Origin of the sequence: Achromobacter sp. GD03932, assembly GCF_029839485.1 — a bacterium.
GTDB classification, from domain to species: domain Bacteria; phylum Pseudomonadota; class Gammaproteobacteria; order Burkholderiales; family Burkholderiaceae_B; genus Achromobacter; species Achromobacter bronchisepticus_A.
In genome coordinates, this window is the sequence record NZ_JAOCAT010000004.1 from 43,395 (window position 1) to 56,880 (window position 13,486).

The 13,486-nt window shown below is 63.7% G+C and carries 16 protein-coding genes; all 16 read right to left on the reverse strand.

Annotation, left to right across the window (positions count from 1 at the left end; genetic code table 11):
- Nucleotides 1–72: 72 nt before the first annotated feature.
- On the reverse strand, nucleotides 73–1,224 hold the full coding sequence (locus N5C88_RS04875) for a hypothetical protein (protein ID WP_280014819.1): 1,152 nt from the start codon (nucleotides 1,222–1,224) through the stop codon (nucleotides 73–75).
- Nucleotides 1,224–1,640, reverse strand: a complete 417-nt coding sequence (locus N5C88_RS04880; protein ID WP_280014821.1) for a hypothetical protein — start codon at nucleotides 1,638–1,640, stop codon at nucleotides 1,224–1,226. Before N5C88_RS04880 ends, N5C88_RS04875 begins: the two co-directional genes overlap by 1 nt.
- Entirely contained in the window at nucleotides 1,640–2,104 is a 465-nt protein-coding gene (locus N5C88_RS04885; RefSeq protein WP_280014822.1) for a hypothetical protein, read from the reverse strand. Before N5C88_RS04885 ends, N5C88_RS04880 begins: the two co-directional genes overlap by 1 nt.
- 2 nt (nucleotides 2,105–2,106) lie before the next feature.
- Nucleotides 2,107–2,835, reverse strand: coding sequence for a phage tail protein (locus N5C88_RS04890; RefSeq protein ID WP_280014823.1), 729 nt, complete (start codon nucleotides 2,833–2,835; stop codon nucleotides 2,107–2,109).
- Nucleotides 2,835–4,376, reverse strand: coding sequence for a hypothetical protein (locus N5C88_RS04895; RefSeq protein ID WP_280014825.1), 1,542 nt, complete (start codon nucleotides 4,374–4,376; stop codon nucleotides 2,835–2,837). The genes N5C88_RS04890 and N5C88_RS04895 overlap by 1 nt, the downstream gene beginning before the upstream one ends.
- A 2-nt stretch (nucleotides 4,377–4,378) precedes the next feature.
- Complete coding sequence (locus N5C88_RS04900; RefSeq protein WP_280014827.1) at nucleotides 4,379–5,560, reverse strand: hypothetical protein; 1,182 nt, start codon at nucleotides 5,558–5,560, stop codon at nucleotides 4,379–4,381.
- Nucleotides 5,560–6,141 carry a hypothetical protein gene (locus N5C88_RS04905; RefSeq protein WP_280014828.1) on the reverse strand — a complete coding sequence of 194 codons (582 nt, stop codon included), beginning with the start codon at nucleotides 6,139–6,141 and terminating at the stop codon, nucleotides 5,560–5,562. Before N5C88_RS04905 ends, N5C88_RS04900 begins: the two co-directional genes overlap by 1 nt.
- Nucleotides 6,138–6,416, reverse strand: coding sequence for a hypothetical protein (locus tag N5C88_RS04910; protein WP_280014829.1), 279 nt, complete (start codon nucleotides 6,414–6,416; stop codon nucleotides 6,138–6,140). The genes N5C88_RS04905 and N5C88_RS04910 overlap by 4 nt, the downstream gene beginning before the upstream one ends.
- A gap of 40 nt (nucleotides 6,417–6,456) precedes the next feature.
- The gene (locus N5C88_RS04915) at nucleotides 6,457–6,948 is read right to left on the reverse strand and encodes an HNH endonuclease signature motif containing protein (RefSeq protein WP_280014831.1); all 492 of its coding nucleotides are present in this window, start codon (nucleotides 6,946–6,948) and stop codon (nucleotides 6,457–6,459) included.
- A gap of 47 nt (nucleotides 6,949–6,995) precedes the next feature.
- On the reverse strand, nucleotides 6,996–7,940 hold the full coding sequence (locus tag N5C88_RS04920; RefSeq protein ID WP_280014832.1) for a DUF5309 family protein: 945 nt from the start codon (nucleotides 7,938–7,940) through the stop codon (nucleotides 6,996–6,998).
- A 4-nt stretch (nucleotides 7,941–7,944) separates the two neighbouring features.
- A complete protein-coding gene (locus tag N5C88_RS04925) occupies nucleotides 7,945–8,913 on the reverse strand; it encodes a hypothetical protein (RefSeq protein WP_280014833.1) in 969 nt (322 codons plus the stop codon).
- A 116-nt stretch (nucleotides 8,914–9,029) separates the two neighbouring features.
- Nucleotides 9,030–9,341: a hypothetical protein gene (locus N5C88_RS04930; protein WP_280014835.1), complete on the reverse strand. Its 312-nt coding sequence runs from the start codon at nucleotides 9,339–9,341 to the stop codon at nucleotides 9,030–9,032.
- Nucleotides 9,325–9,642 (reverse strand): hypothetical protein, encoded by a 318-nt coding sequence (locus N5C88_RS04935; protein WP_280014836.1) that lies wholly within the window; start codon nucleotides 9,640–9,642, stop codon nucleotides 9,325–9,327. The genes N5C88_RS04930 and N5C88_RS04935 overlap by 17 nt, the downstream gene beginning before the upstream one ends.
- On the reverse strand, nucleotides 9,639–11,807 hold the full coding sequence (locus N5C88_RS04940; protein WP_280014837.1) for a hypothetical protein: 2,169 nt from the start codon (nucleotides 11,805–11,807) through the stop codon (nucleotides 9,639–9,641). The genes N5C88_RS04935 and N5C88_RS04940 overlap by 4 nt, the downstream gene beginning before the upstream one ends.
- Complete coding sequence (locus N5C88_RS04945) at nucleotides 11,807–13,072, reverse strand: PBSX family phage terminase large subunit (RefSeq protein WP_280014838.1); 1,266 nt, start codon at nucleotides 13,070–13,072, stop codon at nucleotides 11,807–11,809. The genes N5C88_RS04940 and N5C88_RS04945 overlap by 1 nt, the downstream gene beginning before the upstream one ends.
- 1 nt (nucleotide 13,073) lies before the next feature.
- Nucleotides 13,074–13,436, reverse strand: a complete 363-nt coding sequence (locus N5C88_RS04950) for a hypothetical protein (RefSeq protein ID WP_280014839.1) — start codon at nucleotides 13,434–13,436, stop codon at nucleotides 13,074–13,076.
- Nucleotides 13,437–13,486 lie beyond the last annotated feature (50 nt).

Consider the following 13,486-nt stretch of genomic DNA (forward strand, 5'->3'; position numbering starts at 1 on the left):
GCGTCCGCCTGCTGGCCAGACGTTGCCAGTGACTGAAGCAATCCGGGGTTCAATGTCGAAGCCATAGTTACCTCACAGTGCGCTCAAGAGGCCGAGGCCGCCGCCGATGGCCGCGCCATAGCCGCCCATTCCAGCCCCAAGGCTATTGCCAATCGCGCCGCCCGCCAGCGCGCCGCCAAGACCACCCGCTATCGGGTTACTGCCGCCACCTGACAGCGTGCTGGTGCCACCGATGCCGGCGCCCGGCGATACGATCGACGCATAGTTGCCGAGGTTGCTCCAGTTGTAGGCGTCACCGGCCCCCAGCAACGACAGCATTTGCTGATACCGCGCATCCTCGGCGGCCTGATTGGAGGCCTGGAGCGTTGAACCCTGGCCTATCAGGTTGGCCCCCATGTTGGCGTAGTTCAGCCGGTTGTTGACGTTGTTCTGCGCGACCGCGGCGGCCTGGTCGTTCAAGCCCGTCGCCACCTGCTGCATCCGATTCTGGGCGTTCTCGAAGGCCGCGCCGCGCAGGTTGGCCGCCTGCGTACCGAGCGCGTCGCTCACTCCCTGGGCACCAAGCCCCTCCACAATGCCCTGGCGAGACCCGCCGAAGCCGCCGGCTGCAACCGCGCCGGAACGCATCCCGGGCGCGACGTTCTCCAGGAAGTTGCTGGACAGATCCTTGCCCAGCGCCGAAATCTGGTCGTCCAGATACGGATTGTTGACCTGGCCCGAAAGCAACTGCTGCAGCGCCGCCGTGGGGTCCAGAGCACCTTGCGCGGCGCGCGCGCCAGCAAGATCCACTTGAGACCCCTGGCCAGACAAGAGCGTGTCGCCCATGCCAAGCACACTCTGTGCGTACTTCGGATCGACGCCGCTGCGCCCTTTCAGCGCGTCCAACCACTGGTCCGTGACGCCCTGCATCCCCGGCGTCCAGCCGCCGTTCTGGTAGAGCCTCGCAGCCTCGCCATAGATGCCCGGCGTGCCCCCGGTCGTCGTAGTGATGTAGTCGCTGTCCGCGTACTGCGCGGGGGTACCGGCTTGCCAATGGCCATTCGTCGACTCGCCATTGCCGTCATAGACCCAACGACCTTCCGTGGCCGCCGCAATCGGCTTTGCGCCTGGCTTGAGCGTGCGCGTGGTCTTACCCCCGACGCCGGTCAGATAGTCCTGAACCCCTTCCCACGGCTCAGATTTCGTGGTTTGCGTGCCGCTGCTGCTTCCGCCGCCTTTGCCCATTACAGTTCCTTTGTCACGTTTACAGATTCTTCTGCCCAGCCATAGCTGGCGAGCTGCCGCGTCCAACCGCGGCGCCCATGTAGGCAGACCCGTTTGCAGCCCTTGTCGCGGGCAAACCGCGTGATGACGTCCTCTACTGCGAACAGCCAGTGGTCCATGCCCTGGCCGCCCAGGCATACGGCGACAAGAGCCGAACCGAGCTCACCAGTGGCTATGCGTGTCACGAAGGCCGCCACGGGCTCGGGCGAATACACAACCCAAAGCTGGTAGTCCTGCGCCTCGATCTGCTCGCGCACGTCGTCGATTGATTCCAGGGAATGGCCGGCTTCCAGTGCGTCCTGGATCCAGCCCGACACCGTGGGCCACATGGCCCCGACGTCCGCCGATTGGATGCCGCGGATGAATATGTCTGCCATCAGAAAGCTCCCGCCCGTACAAAAAGGGCATCCATCTGCTCGACCGTGATGCCGAGCGCGTCGGCGGCCACACGAGTTGCATCGCTGTCGCGTCGCACGGTCGGGGCCTCCTGCCATGCCAATTTGTTCAGGTCGTCATCGGGCAACGCCGAGAAATAAGCGTTGACCGCTTCAAGCAGGCCCGCCTCGACCAGCGCCGCGCGCGCCTGAAACCGCGTGACGGATTGCGGGATCGCCGGCGGGGGGATTACTTCCGGGTGCTGGGGAGGCGGCGGCGCATCTTCCTCGACCCAGGAATCGCTCTCGTCCAGGCGGTACCGTTTCCCCTGTTCCTGAATCGGCGGCTCCACGTCAACGGCGCCCATGGGAATGAGCCATTGCCGGGGCTCCAATGGCGAGCGGACAGCCTCGACCGCGGCGAGGAAGTACCCTTCGCCGTCTAGCTGCGAGACGATTTTTTCCATGGTCAGTACTTGATCGCCACCAGCAGAGCGGCGTTGTAGGGCCGGGTTTCTGCCGCCAACCGCGGCACGCCATGCACGCCGTCAGACGCGGGCGAGCCCACCGACGTGCCGATCAGAGGCGATTGCGCAGTCCCCCCCACGTTCCCGACCGATGTGTCGATGAGGTTGACCGGAGTGGAGCCGCCCGCCGAGTTGTTCACGGGGATGTGGTAGTGGCCCTGGAAGGCATCCTCCTGGAATGAGCCAGCAGCGCGCCCTGGGTCGATCCCGCGTCCATGGTCCCAACCCCGGACGAACACCCCGCGGAAGTCCGGAACGTTGAATGTGGTGCTGCCATCGCCCGCGCCGAACGTTGTGCCTATCACGGAGAACAGGCGCGCGTATGCAATGCGCGACAGCGCCGCGCCGTTTGCCTCCACATACCCGATTGGCGCGACAGTCAGGCCAGCGAACCAGGCAATCTGTCCCGCGTCCATCCCGGACGATGGCGTGGTGATTGGCACCCATTTGCCCTGAGTGAACCCATAGAAGCCAGGCCCATAGCCAGGGTTCCAGTCCGCCCCATCCGCAAGCACCACCATCCCTTCCCGCGGCTTTGCCGGCTCGACGTGCAACTGCTCCAGATAATCGAATGGGACAGGCGCGGCCATCGCCTCACGGATCTTCTGCAGTTCCCGCCGCAGGAATTCCCCGTCGTAGGATGCAGGAGCCACCCCGGGTTCGTAGGCCATCAATAGCCCCCCAGGACGGTGACGTCGATATCGAACTGCTTCATGCGCCAGGACACGATGCCGCTGCTCTCGAAGCGGACGGATAGATAGCGGCCGGAAACCTCGATATCGGCGCTCAGATCTTGCCCAACCACGAACGGGACCGGCCCCGACCATTCCACTGCGTTTTCCAGGTCTTCTTGAGCGCCAACGTAGATATCGATGGTCGTGCCGCTCTGCGCTTCAATGCGCGGCCGCACGCTCTTGCAGTACTTGATCCTTTCCGGCGCATCGAAGGACATGCCGGTCTTCTCGAAGCGGCTGACCATGGCGGTGCCCTGGAACGTCTTGCCGGTGTCGACAAGCACGAGCCGCTGGCTTACCGCGGACGCGAGCATCAGCCGCGGCGAGGCCTGCGTGTATTCGTACTGATTCCAGGAGGTATCGTCCGTGTCCCAGGGATCAGGGTCTGCGTCCCACGAGTTCCCGAGGTCGTAAACGATGGTGCCGGAGGCGCCGGCCGAAGCTTGCGCGAGGTCTCGAATCGCCCAGGTGGCGTCCTTCCAGTTGAAAATCAGCGCGGTGTCGGGCCAGTCCGATCCTGTGCGCGGCACGCAAATCCACGCCTCGTTCCGGCGATAGTTCCCCACGGCGAACGAGCGCTGGTACATATCGGCGTTCAGGTTGTCGAAGAGCCAACGCCTCACACGCCCATCGGCCACCGACTGCGCGGTCGACCCGTCGAAGTTCACGACGTCACCCTGGGTCAGCACGATGTGGCCGCCAGGGTGTGGGACGACGCAATCCTGGGCCAGCAGGCCCACGCCGCTCACGACAGGTTTGGCGGACCAGATGTAGGGCGACCCCACATAGTCCATCTGCCAGATGCTGTTCTCTTTGTAGACAATCAGAGCCTGGCCAAGCGGCACAGCGTCCACGATGACGTCGCTGGTGTCGGCAAGATCGAACTCGCCCGCATCCTTGGTGGGGTCGGCGATGTCCCAGGATACGGGCAGTGTTCCAGGGTCGGCAGGATGCGACCAGCGCAACGCGTAGGGACGCTGCGCGCCGTTGTCGGTCAGATTCAGCGCGAACAGGAAATTGCGGAACGGTCGGATTACCTTGGCGCGCAACGTGGGAGGCCATGCCGTTAGGTCGGCCGCCTTGACCGCCGGATTGCCGCCCCAGAACTGCGGAACGTCCTTGCCGTTGTTCACCACCAGCACGCCAGACAGGACGCCGCCATTCCAGCGATTGTCCACGGTGCCCGTGTACAGGCCGGCCGCTCGCGTAATGTCTGTATGGGTGTCGTTTTCCACCGCGCTGAGCGTCTGCAATCCGGCGTAGACCCAGTACCGGCCAGCGATCCCCTGCGTGGGGAATAGCCCATACGGCGCGGCCAGCAGATCGCCGTGGACTCGCACCTCGCCCTGGGACTTCTCCGCGTAGCCGTCCCGGAAGCGAATATTCTGACCGCCCGACCATTCGCTGGGGGCAAGCTCATTGGGGAAGCCATCGAGATTCAGGCCGGCCCCCATGTTCTGGAAATTGATCTTCGGCATGATCAAGGCGCCAGGGTTATCGAACCAAGATAATGCCCATCCACCAGCACGTTGACCTTGCTCCCGGTCCACGTGAGCGTGATGCGCTCGCTGCCGCTGCCGTCCCTGACATAGTTGCCGACGTTCTTCTTCGTGTTGGGGTCGAAGTTGTTGGTCGTCCAGATCTGCCCATAGTCGATTGCGCCAACCTGGATCGTGACCCTGGTCCCACTCGTAAACAGGTAGATCTGGTTCGGGTCGCCCGGCGCCACACGCACGTACTGCCCCACTGCCTGCTTGGTGGCCAACTGCGAGGTCAGATAGTTGCTCAGGTAACCGCCCCAAATACTGCCGAAGACGTTCCCATCGGCCTCAAGGACGGCACTTCCGAGCCCAGCATTCACGGCCCCCTGGGAGGTCAGCACCGTCGCCTGTACACCGCCTGAGAACGCCGCGCCGCTGAGATTCGCCTTAGCATTGAGCGCGCTCTGGGTGGCTGTGCTGATGGGCTTTGCCGCATCGCTCGTGTTGTCGACGTTCCCGAGGCCGATACTGACCTTCGTGATCACCTGGGCGTAGCCGGAGCCCTGCCACTCCATCGGGCCGATGCCCGAACGGTAAACCGGGCCCTCATTGGCCGTAGGCGTGGCGCCATAGACAGGAAGCGCAGCCTTCCATAGCGCGCTGGTCCCGTCCGTCGACAGGAACTTTCCCCCTTGGGAGGCCATGCCGGGCAGCGCTGACTCGAACTGGACCTGCTCGATGTAGTCGTAGATCGCCTGTGCGTTCCCGCCGCCGATCAAGCGGAAGTTCCCGCCATCGAAGCCCACCACCACCCAGCTCCCGGCGGCCACGGCGTTCGCCCTCAAAGCGCTGCCATCCGGATAAATGAAGGGCCTGGCTTCCAGCCCACCGATGCGCAACGTCGACGCACCAGTGTTTGCGTGGGCGGCGATGAACGCCACCGTCATGTAGGGGAAATAGTTGGCGGGCGCGGGAGCATACGAGGTCACCACAAAATCATTCGCGGTCGCCCCTTGAGCTTCGGTTGCCGCAACCATCACCGGACCTGTAAAGCCCGGGAACGAGTTCTGGATAACGGTCTTGAGCAGGCGCAGGTTGTCGTCGCCCTCGGACTTGGGAGAGCTGCCTGTGGGCTTGGTCGCATCCAGGCCCATGATGTACTTGGTGTCTTCGACGGCCATTATTTCCTCGCAATCTGAAGGGCCAGCGCATCGCCCGAGAATCGGGCCTGGTCGTCGGCCAGCTGAATGGCCTGGATGGCGGTGTCGCAGCGCGACTTCCACAGATCCATGCGCGCGTCGTTCAGCAGGTAAGGCTCGGCCTCGGTAAGAGCCCCGAAAAGGTACGCGTCGGGGTGGGATGCCAAAACCCAATTGGTCTGGTTCGACGCGTTAAGCGGCGGAATCTTGGCGTAGTACCGGACATTCACCGTGTCGGTCGTGCCCGAGACCCGGAGCATTCCGCCCTCAATGGCATAGAACCCGCTTTCCATCTGCGACGGGCCATACTGGATCGTCGTCATCAGCCGAAGCTCTTTCTTCGTGTCGTCGACGGAGATCAGTTCGAGGAAATCGGCCGGCAGAACAGCACCGCCGCCGTAGTCTGTCAGCGCCACGGACTTGCGCTGGCTCGACGTGCGCAGGACGCGATTCGCGCGGGCTTCGAACAGCGCGATGAAGTCGGGGATGCGCGTCTGCTGGTCCTTGCGCTTGATCCAGCCTGCGATAGAGGTCACCAGCGTGCCGTAGCTGTCGAAGCTCATAGATCACCCTTGTGCACGCGGAAATCGCCGTTGTCAGGGTCGCGCAGGAACTCTTCCAGCAGCCTGACGTTGTTCATGACGTCCTGATAGGTCACGCCGCGGCGCTGCGCCCAAGCGTTCAGCACGACAATGGGAATGCGCGCCAAGTGCTGGTCCCCGTTGGGGGCATGCTGCCGCCCTTCGTTGTGAAGCGCCTTGGCATGCTCCAGCACGGGTTCGACGTCGGCCGTCGTCTCGATGCCGTAGCGACCGTCCGCCTCCAGGAACCGGGTCACTCTGCCGCGCTCAGCGGTTAGGATTCGTGCGCTCATGTGTTCACCCGATTGCGAAGTATTTATGCTCGGCGGACACCCGCGCCTTTACAGCCAAATCGAAGTCATCGAAGTAGCCGAGATGCTTCAGCACCCGATCAGACCGTATGGAGGCCCGCCACTTCCTTTTCTGCTTGTTCCAAAGCACCCCGGTTCGCCGAAGCACACCTTCGACGATTCCTTTGTTGAACTGATTCTGACGGTTGCTCACCGGCCGCAGATTCGCCCAACGGTTGTCCGACGTGACCCGGTTGATGTGGTCCACCTGATCCTCCGGCCACGCCCCTTGCATGTAGAGGAAAGCGAGGCGATGGGCCGCATAATTTCGTCCACGAATGATGATCCGCACATAACCCTTCTTCGACACTGTGCCGGCCGGAGATCCCACCACGACGCGCCGACTCACCTTTTCCTTCCAGCGGAAGACCCCTGTATCGGGGCAATAGTCCAGCAGGCACTTGAGCGCCTCTTGGGTAATCGTTTCTTTACTGGGCATGGGTGTTTGGCCCGGGTTTCCCCGGGCCGTCTCCTTCGCAGTGGCGATTACGCCGTGGTCAGATCGCGGATGGCGAAGTTGCCGAGCGGCGCTTCACACTGCAGCGTCCATTCGGTGTTCACCATGCGCTTGCGGTTGTCGCCCGTCTTGGCCAGGTCGATGGCCTTCATGGGACGCAGGATGCGCTGCTTCCACATGGAGGTATCGATGCCGAAGACTTCGCGCTGACGCTGGTAGCGGCTGTTCACCACCTTGTAGATCCCGAAGTCGCCGCGGTAGACGTCGATGGTCGCGTTGAGCGTCGTGTCCTTGGTCAGCGTGAACTTGGTGGAGTTCACGTCGAAACCCGAGAACACCGCACGCTGCGCGGACGGGATGTACAGCGAAAGGTTGGCCTTCGCGCCGTTATTCCAGGCCTTGGTGGCCGCCTCGTTCAGCAGGGCCTCGGTGAAAGCTCGCTGCGTGCCGTCAGTCGGCGCGGTGTTCGCGACCGGGTCGGGATCGGCACCACCGGCGCCAAAGCTGGTATTGCCGTAGATGAAGCCCAGCACGCCGCGCGCCTGCGGTGCCGTGGCTGCGGCCGCCGCGATGGCCGTGGAGTTCTGCAGGGCCGCGAATTCGATGTCTCGCTTGACTTCGAGCATCTTCTTGGCGTCCTGATACGCCACTTCCGACGAGCGGCCATACTTGCCCACCGCTTCCTGGGTCTCGGTGACCGCGTAGGTCTTTTCCGAGATCTGGGTGCGGTTGCTGAGCATCACCGTGGGCGTGAGCGCGGCAGGCGTCGGCTCGTTGCCCTGGACCACCTTGTTATTGGTGGGGGCTTCGAGCGCGTCGGTCTGCCATTCCGGGTTCGTGGACGTCGCCTTGCCGCGGCCAATGGCCGAGATAAACGGCGTTTCTTCCGGGCTGGTGCGGTAAATCTGATCGTCCACCTCTTCCTTGTCGCCCACGGCGTCGAAGGTGGCGAAAGAGTTTGCGAGTTTTGCCATGATTTCAGGTCCTATTGCGTGCGGCCAGCAGCGCGGCCAGGGAATGCACATCCCGCTGGGCTTCGTGGCGCTTGGCGGCCTTGTCGATGGAAGTGGGCGGCACAGACCGGGTTTGGCGCGCAGGTTTCTGCGGCGCCGCCTGGGCCTTTTTCACCGCCTCGGGCTTGCGGTTCTGCAGGTCACGAAACCGGGTGGCGTCGTCCAGCAGGCGGAAGATGCGCGGATCAGTCACCTGGGCCAGTTCCTGGGGGGAAAAGCCGTAGGTTTCGGTCGCGTGCTTGTTCCATACCGGCAGACGGGCGTTGAAATCCGGCATTTCAGCCGCCAGGAGCTTGGCGGTTTCGCCTTGCGCCTTCTTCGTCTGTTCGGCCTGCTGTTCCTGCATCAGCTGGTTCGCTTGCGAGAGCACGCCGGCCAGTTCACGCCCCTGCTGCTGGGCTCGGAGCAGGTCGGACTGCACCGCGGCGTACTTGGCCGGGTCATCTTCGCGGTTGGTCTGCTGCAAAACAGACTCCAGATGAGCCACGGTGGTGCGCACGAGGTGCAATTCGCCAAGCTTCTCGCCGTACAGGTTCATGGTCTGGACGGACTGCTGGGCTCGCTTCTGGATTTCGCTTTCCGCCTGCTCACGCTCCTTGGCCAAGGTCTGGGTTTTCTGCGTGTAATCCTGCGCACGCATGTAACCCGCCCGAAGATCGCTCTCGGGAACCTCGTACTCGGCACCATCGGCAGTTTTCCACTTGTGCACGGGGTCCTGCGACGATTCCGGGTTCGGTTGATCGTCCTCGCCGTCTTCGGATTCCTCCGTTTCGGCGCCCTCGGTTTCTGCGGTTTCCTGCTCCTCGCCGACGCTCTCCTGCTCGTCGTTTTGCGCCTCCCCTTCGGGTTGGGCGTTTTCGTCGTCGCGCGCTTCTTCCCTCTCGGGTTCGGCGGACAGCGTGGCGGCAAGGCTTTCCAGGGTGAATTCAGACATGGCTCACATCCCTATAAGGTTTGACTCCGAGCAACAAAAAAGCCGCACGAGGCGGCTATTCGGTTGGTCTTTCTTACGGCTGCCATCAGGGGCTGGCAGCAGGCCCAGAAAAGGGTTCACGGTGCGGTGTGCTTCGATCCGTCGCTGTAGACCGCGCCAGGATCACCGCGCGACATGCGGATGCCACCGTCGCGGCCGCTGAAGATGCGCTGGGCCTCGTCGGCTGCCGGGTGGCTGATCTCCACCACCACGATCTGCTCACCCCGATCGGCACCGCGGCGCGCGGCCGCGTCCTCGTGCTTGCGGATGAACGCCGGCAGGTCGTCCAGCGGCGCGGCGGGCGCAGGCGCGGCAGCCGGTTCTGCCAGCGCGGCAGGCACTGGGGCCGGCGGCACGGGCACGTTCTTGGGTTCAGCCTTTTTGGCCATTGAAGTACTCCTTGATTCGTTGGAAGAATGACTTCTCAGGGGCGGGCAAGCCCAGGATGTGACGTGGTTCAGCACCGCCCATGACATAGGCATCCAGCAAGCCGACGAACCGCTCCAGCGTCCGGTGCATGCGGTGCAACTCTTCGCGCTGCTCCGCGTTCAGCTTCGGATCCTTCCAGACCTCGAAGATGTCCTCGCCCAGCCGGGCGATCGCGGCCACGACGATAGGGTCCTGGGTAATCGCCGCCGCGCGGTTGGCGCGGTCCAGCTCCTGGTGCTGGGCCTGGGTCAGTTCGCTCATACGGGGATTCCCACGGGAGCCACCAAGCCGGCGGCGGTTTCGATGTCCTTGCGGTCCTGCTCGCGGGTCTTCAGCTCGGTATCCGCGGCGGCCTGGGCGGCCTTCAGGCGCAGGTCCTGCTCCTTGATCGCCAGGTCTGCCTGCTTCAGACGCAGCTCTTCCTGCTTGATGGCAAGCTGCACCTGGGCCTGCTGCAGCTTGACCTTCTCGATTTCAACGTCAGCCTGCTTGGCCTGCGTGTCGGCCTCGATCTGCATCTGCTTGCCCTGCAGGTCCAGTTCAGCGGCCTTCACCTGGGCCTGCGCCAGAGCCGTTTCGGGGCTGTCTTGGCCTTGGTCACCTTGCGGCTGCTGCTCGGCGTTGCCCGGGTCGGTGAAGTACTTGGCCACCGATTTCAGGCCCGCCAGCTTCACGATCTGCGCCAGCGTGTTGTAGACGTTGTTCCAGGTGGCCACGGGAGCGCCGGCCGCCATGGCCTCCTTCTGCACGTCCAGGATGCCCTGCAGGATGGCGATGGTCTGCGACTTGTCGCCCGCGCCCTGCCCCGTCTCGATGGTCACGTCCATTTCCGGCGACCAGGGCGAAGGATCGACCTGCACCCACTCATTGCGCAGGCGGATCGTGGCGGGCTTGTCCTGGTTGTCCGTGACCAGGCGCAGCAGCAGGCGGAAGAGGTCCTTCACGCCCGTTTCCGCCATGATGCGGGCCATCATCAGCTTGCGGCGGTCACCGGCGCTCATGATCTTCGAGACGCCCGTGGCGGTCTTGTTGAGGCTGTCGGCGTCCAGGCCCTGGTTGTAGCGGGTGATGCCCGTGCGGGCCTCGCGCCGGCTGTCCATGAACTCGATGCCCTGCAGGGCCGAGTCCGCCACGTTGGTCGTGAGAAGCGGCGACGCCGCGCCCTTGGTCTTGACGCGGACGATGCCGCCGATCCGGTTGTTCAGCAGATCGTCCAGGTTGACCTGGCCATCCAGAACTTCCGTGCGCGGGTTGTTGGCCAGCATCAGCGAGTCGATGTATTGCCGCTGCAGTGCGGTACTGGTGTCCTGGATCGGCGCCACCGAGTCCGCCAGGGCCATACCTATGAGCCTGTGCGGAATCAGGATGGGCGACATGACCACGAAATCGGGGCCTTCGGATTCCTCATTGACGAGCGTGCAGTTGCCGCCGCGCACGACCCGGCGCCACTCGGCGATGCCGTCGCCGTCGTAGTCCAGGCGGATGAACCCGTCGAATACCACGACCTCCTCGGTGGAATCGTCGGGCGAGTCGTACTGTTGCTGCGGGTAGCCGGTTTCGCCGTTGGCCTCCTGGGCCACGCCGCTGCTTTGGTCGATGATCGAATCGAAGGATTGGACCTTGGCCACGAGGTCCTTCGGATAGCCAGCCTCGCGCATGTCCGAACGCGACATGGACTTCATTTCGCCCTGGATGTCCGCGGCGGCCAACGTCTTGGCGCGCGGCGTGCAAATGAAGTTCTCCGGCTGGACGTTGTCGATGTAGATCCGGCCCTTCTTGCGAGTGGTCTGGATCGTGACGTCCAGAAGCTGGCGCACCGGCATTGCCAGCACCGCCTCGACCTGCGCGCGCACGTCCGGAGCCAGAGTGTTCAGCGCGTCGCGCGCCTGCTCCCTGGCCTTCAGTTCCTCCGGATCGTCATAGGTGGTGCGCTCCCTCACCTCGGCATCATCCTGGTCCAGCAACATCGTCAGCTGGTCCTCGTCGATGGCCTTGTACTCCTTGACCGTCACCTTCTCGTTCTCGGCCCAGTACGCGCGCACGATGCCGATTTTGGACAGCAGCGCATCCTTGATCCAGGTATTGAAGATCAGGAACCCGGGGTTCTGCTTGAGCAGGATGTAGTTGATGTAGTCCGTGGCCTGCTCGGCAAACGCCTCGTCCTCGACGCCCACGGGTTCGAACTCGCCCACGTTCTCCCCAGACAGGAAGATCTCGATCAGGTCAGGCAGCGCGGACTCGATCGTCTCGTAGACGTCCCACGAGACGGCCTGCGACCGGCCAGCAGGGCCCGGCGTGGCCTCGCCCAGGTAGTAGCGGTAGTTGCGCGCGCGCTCGTCGCGGAATTGCTCCTCCTGCCACTGGGCGGCCTCATTGATCTGGCTGTCCAGGATCTTTTCGAAGGTGTCGTCGGCAAGCTTGGGCATCAGAAGGTTCCGAGGGACGGATAGTTGATCTCCCCGCCCCAGTTCTCGTTGGTCATCTGCTCGGCGTTGATCGCCACGTAGCGCAGGTTGTCGGCGCCGTGGCTCCATTCGTCATGAAGCGGCGCGCCGGGCTCATTGGTCTGCTGGTTGACGCTGCGGCGGTAGCGCTTGGCGCACTGGACGATGCGCGCGGCCTTGTCCTTGTCGAACGCCATCTGGGGGAAGGCCATGCGGGTCAGGCGTATGCCCTCTTCAACCTTCAGGTTGGGCGTGATCTTCACAGTCCAGCCCATGGCCTCCATGATTTCCTTGGCGCTCTTGGCCGTCTTGAAATCGCGGTGCTCGCCGTCGTGGGGCAGGAACACCGTGCCCCAATTCAGATTCTTCTTGCGCAGCTCGGCCGACCACCAGTCTAGGGTCTTGTGGCTGTCTTCCATGCTCTCGATGACCCGCAGCTCCGAGCGCACGCGCTGCACGATCGAGACGAACATGGCATCGTTCCATCCCAGGTCGAAGATCACATGCGCCTTGAGCATCGGGTCGTAGGGCACGCGGGCAATGCGGCCTTCTTCCTGCGCGGCCTGGATCTCGTCGTAGTAGATGGCGCCGGCCACGGCCGGCAAGCACTTGCCTTCCCAGATCTGCGGGTACCCCTTGGGGTCGCGGCGCAGGCAGTCCACGCGCTCCTGCTCCAACACAGCCGGGAACCAGGGATTGTCCGAGTAGTTGATCTGCACCACCACGGCGTTGGCCGGCGGGTCGATCACGAACCGGCTGTAGGTCTCGTCCGTCTCCAGCTCAGGATTGAGCGAGATCCAGATTTCCGACCCTTCCTTGCGGATGGTGGGGATCAGGATGTCCCACGAGCGCTTGCTGACCTTGTGGGCCTCTTCCACCCACACAACGTCCACGCCCTCGTAGGACTTGATGGACTCAACGGTGTGGTCGGCCAGGCCGGCAAACAGGAATTCCGTACCGTTGGCGCCGCGGATCTCGTTGTTCTGGATCTGGTAGAACCAGCCCAGGCCGATGGCCTCGATCTGGTCCGACAGCAGCTTGTGGACCGAGTCCTTGATGGACTTCTGGACCTCGCGCGTGCACAGGATGCGTAGCTTGCGCTGGGCGCCAAGAGCCAGCAGTGCTCGGGCGAACGACCAGGACTTGGCCGAGCCGCGCCCGCCGTGGGCGACCTTGTACCGGGCTGGCTCGAAAAGGCATTGCAGCTTTTCGGGGAACTCCAGCAGCGGCAGGTCGCGGGCGCCCATGTCAGTCTCCAGGGCGCCGGAAGGCGATTCGCAGCGCCATGTTGATGGGCTTGTCCGGATCTCCGGAACCTTCGATGGGCTGGACGGACTTGCCATAAGCGCGGTCCAGAAGCTCCTTGGCGGCGGCCACGCGCGAGGCTGACGGCTGCTTCGCGCCCTGCATGATCTTCACCAGCGTGGCGATTGCGTCGGGCCCATGCACCTGGGCCAGCGCCTTGATCTCGGCCGTTGCCTTGTTCGGGACGCCCTTGGGACGACCACCACCACGCCGGAGATTCCCGGTATTCCCCGGTACTTTTCCGGGCGCGGACGCGACTCCCCCACCAGCGGCGGGAGGATTCGCGCTAGTTGGTTTCGTGGCCATGGCTCTCAAGTGAAAAGCCCCCGCCTCTGGGACCACCAGAGAACGAGGGC

Excerpts from the sequence above, each read along its gene's own strand:
- N5C88_RS04875 (WP_280014819.1), bottom strand. The coding sequence starts at position 1,224 with ATGGGCAAAGGCGGCGGAAGCAGCAGCGGCACGCAAACCACGAAATCT.
- N5C88_RS04880 (WP_280014821.1), bottom strand. The coding sequence starts at position 1,640 with ATGGCAGACATATTCATCCGCGGCATCCAATCGGCGGACGTCGGGGCC.
- N5C88_RS04885 (WP_280014822.1), bottom strand. The coding sequence starts at position 2,104 with ATGGAAAAAATCGTCTCGCAGCTAGACGGCGAAGGGTACTTCCTCGCC.
- N5C88_RS04890 (WP_280014823.1), bottom strand. The coding sequence starts at position 2,835 with ATGGCCTACGAACCCGGGGTGGCTCCTGCATCCTACGACGGGGAATTC.
- N5C88_RS04895 (WP_280014825.1), bottom strand. The coding sequence starts at position 4,376 with ATGCCGAAGATCAATTTCCAGAACATGGGGGCCGGCCTGAATCTCGAT.
- N5C88_RS04900 (WP_280014827.1), bottom strand. The coding sequence starts at position 5,560 with ATGGCCGTCGAAGACACCAAGTACATCATGGGCCTGGATGCGACCAAG.
- N5C88_RS04905 (WP_280014828.1), bottom strand. The coding sequence starts at position 6,141 with ATGAGCTTCGACAGCTACGGCACGCTGGTGACCTCTATCGCAGGCTGG.
- N5C88_RS04915 (WP_280014831.1), bottom strand. The coding sequence starts at position 6,948 with ATGCCCAGTAAAGAAACGATTACCCAAGAGGCGCTCAAGTGCCTGCTG.
- N5C88_RS04920 (WP_280014832.1), bottom strand. The coding sequence starts at position 7,940 with ATGGCAAAACTCGCAAACTCTTTCGCCACCTTCGACGCCGTGGGCGAC.
- N5C88_RS04925 (WP_280014833.1), bottom strand. The coding sequence starts at position 8,913 with ATGTCTGAATTCACCCTGGAAAGCCTTGCCGCCACGCTGTCCGCCGAA.
- N5C88_RS04930 (WP_280014835.1), bottom strand. The coding sequence starts at position 9,341 with ATGGCCAAAAAGGCTGAACCCAAGAACGTGCCCGTGCCGCCGGCCCCA.
- N5C88_RS04935 (WP_280014836.1), bottom strand. The coding sequence starts at position 9,642 with ATGAGCGAACTGACCCAGGCCCAGCACCAGGAGCTGGACCGCGCCAAC.
- N5C88_RS04940 (WP_280014837.1), bottom strand. The coding sequence starts at position 11,807 with ATGCCCAAGCTTGCCGACGACACCTTCGAAAAGATCCTGGACAGCCAG.
- N5C88_RS04945 (WP_280014838.1), bottom strand. The coding sequence starts at position 13,072 with ATGGGCGCCCGCGACCTGCCGCTGCTGGAGTTCCCCGAAAAGCTGCAA.
- N5C88_RS04950 (WP_280014839.1), bottom strand. The coding sequence starts at position 13,436 with ATGGCCACGAAACCAACTAGCGCGAATCCTCCCGCCGCTGGTGGGGGA.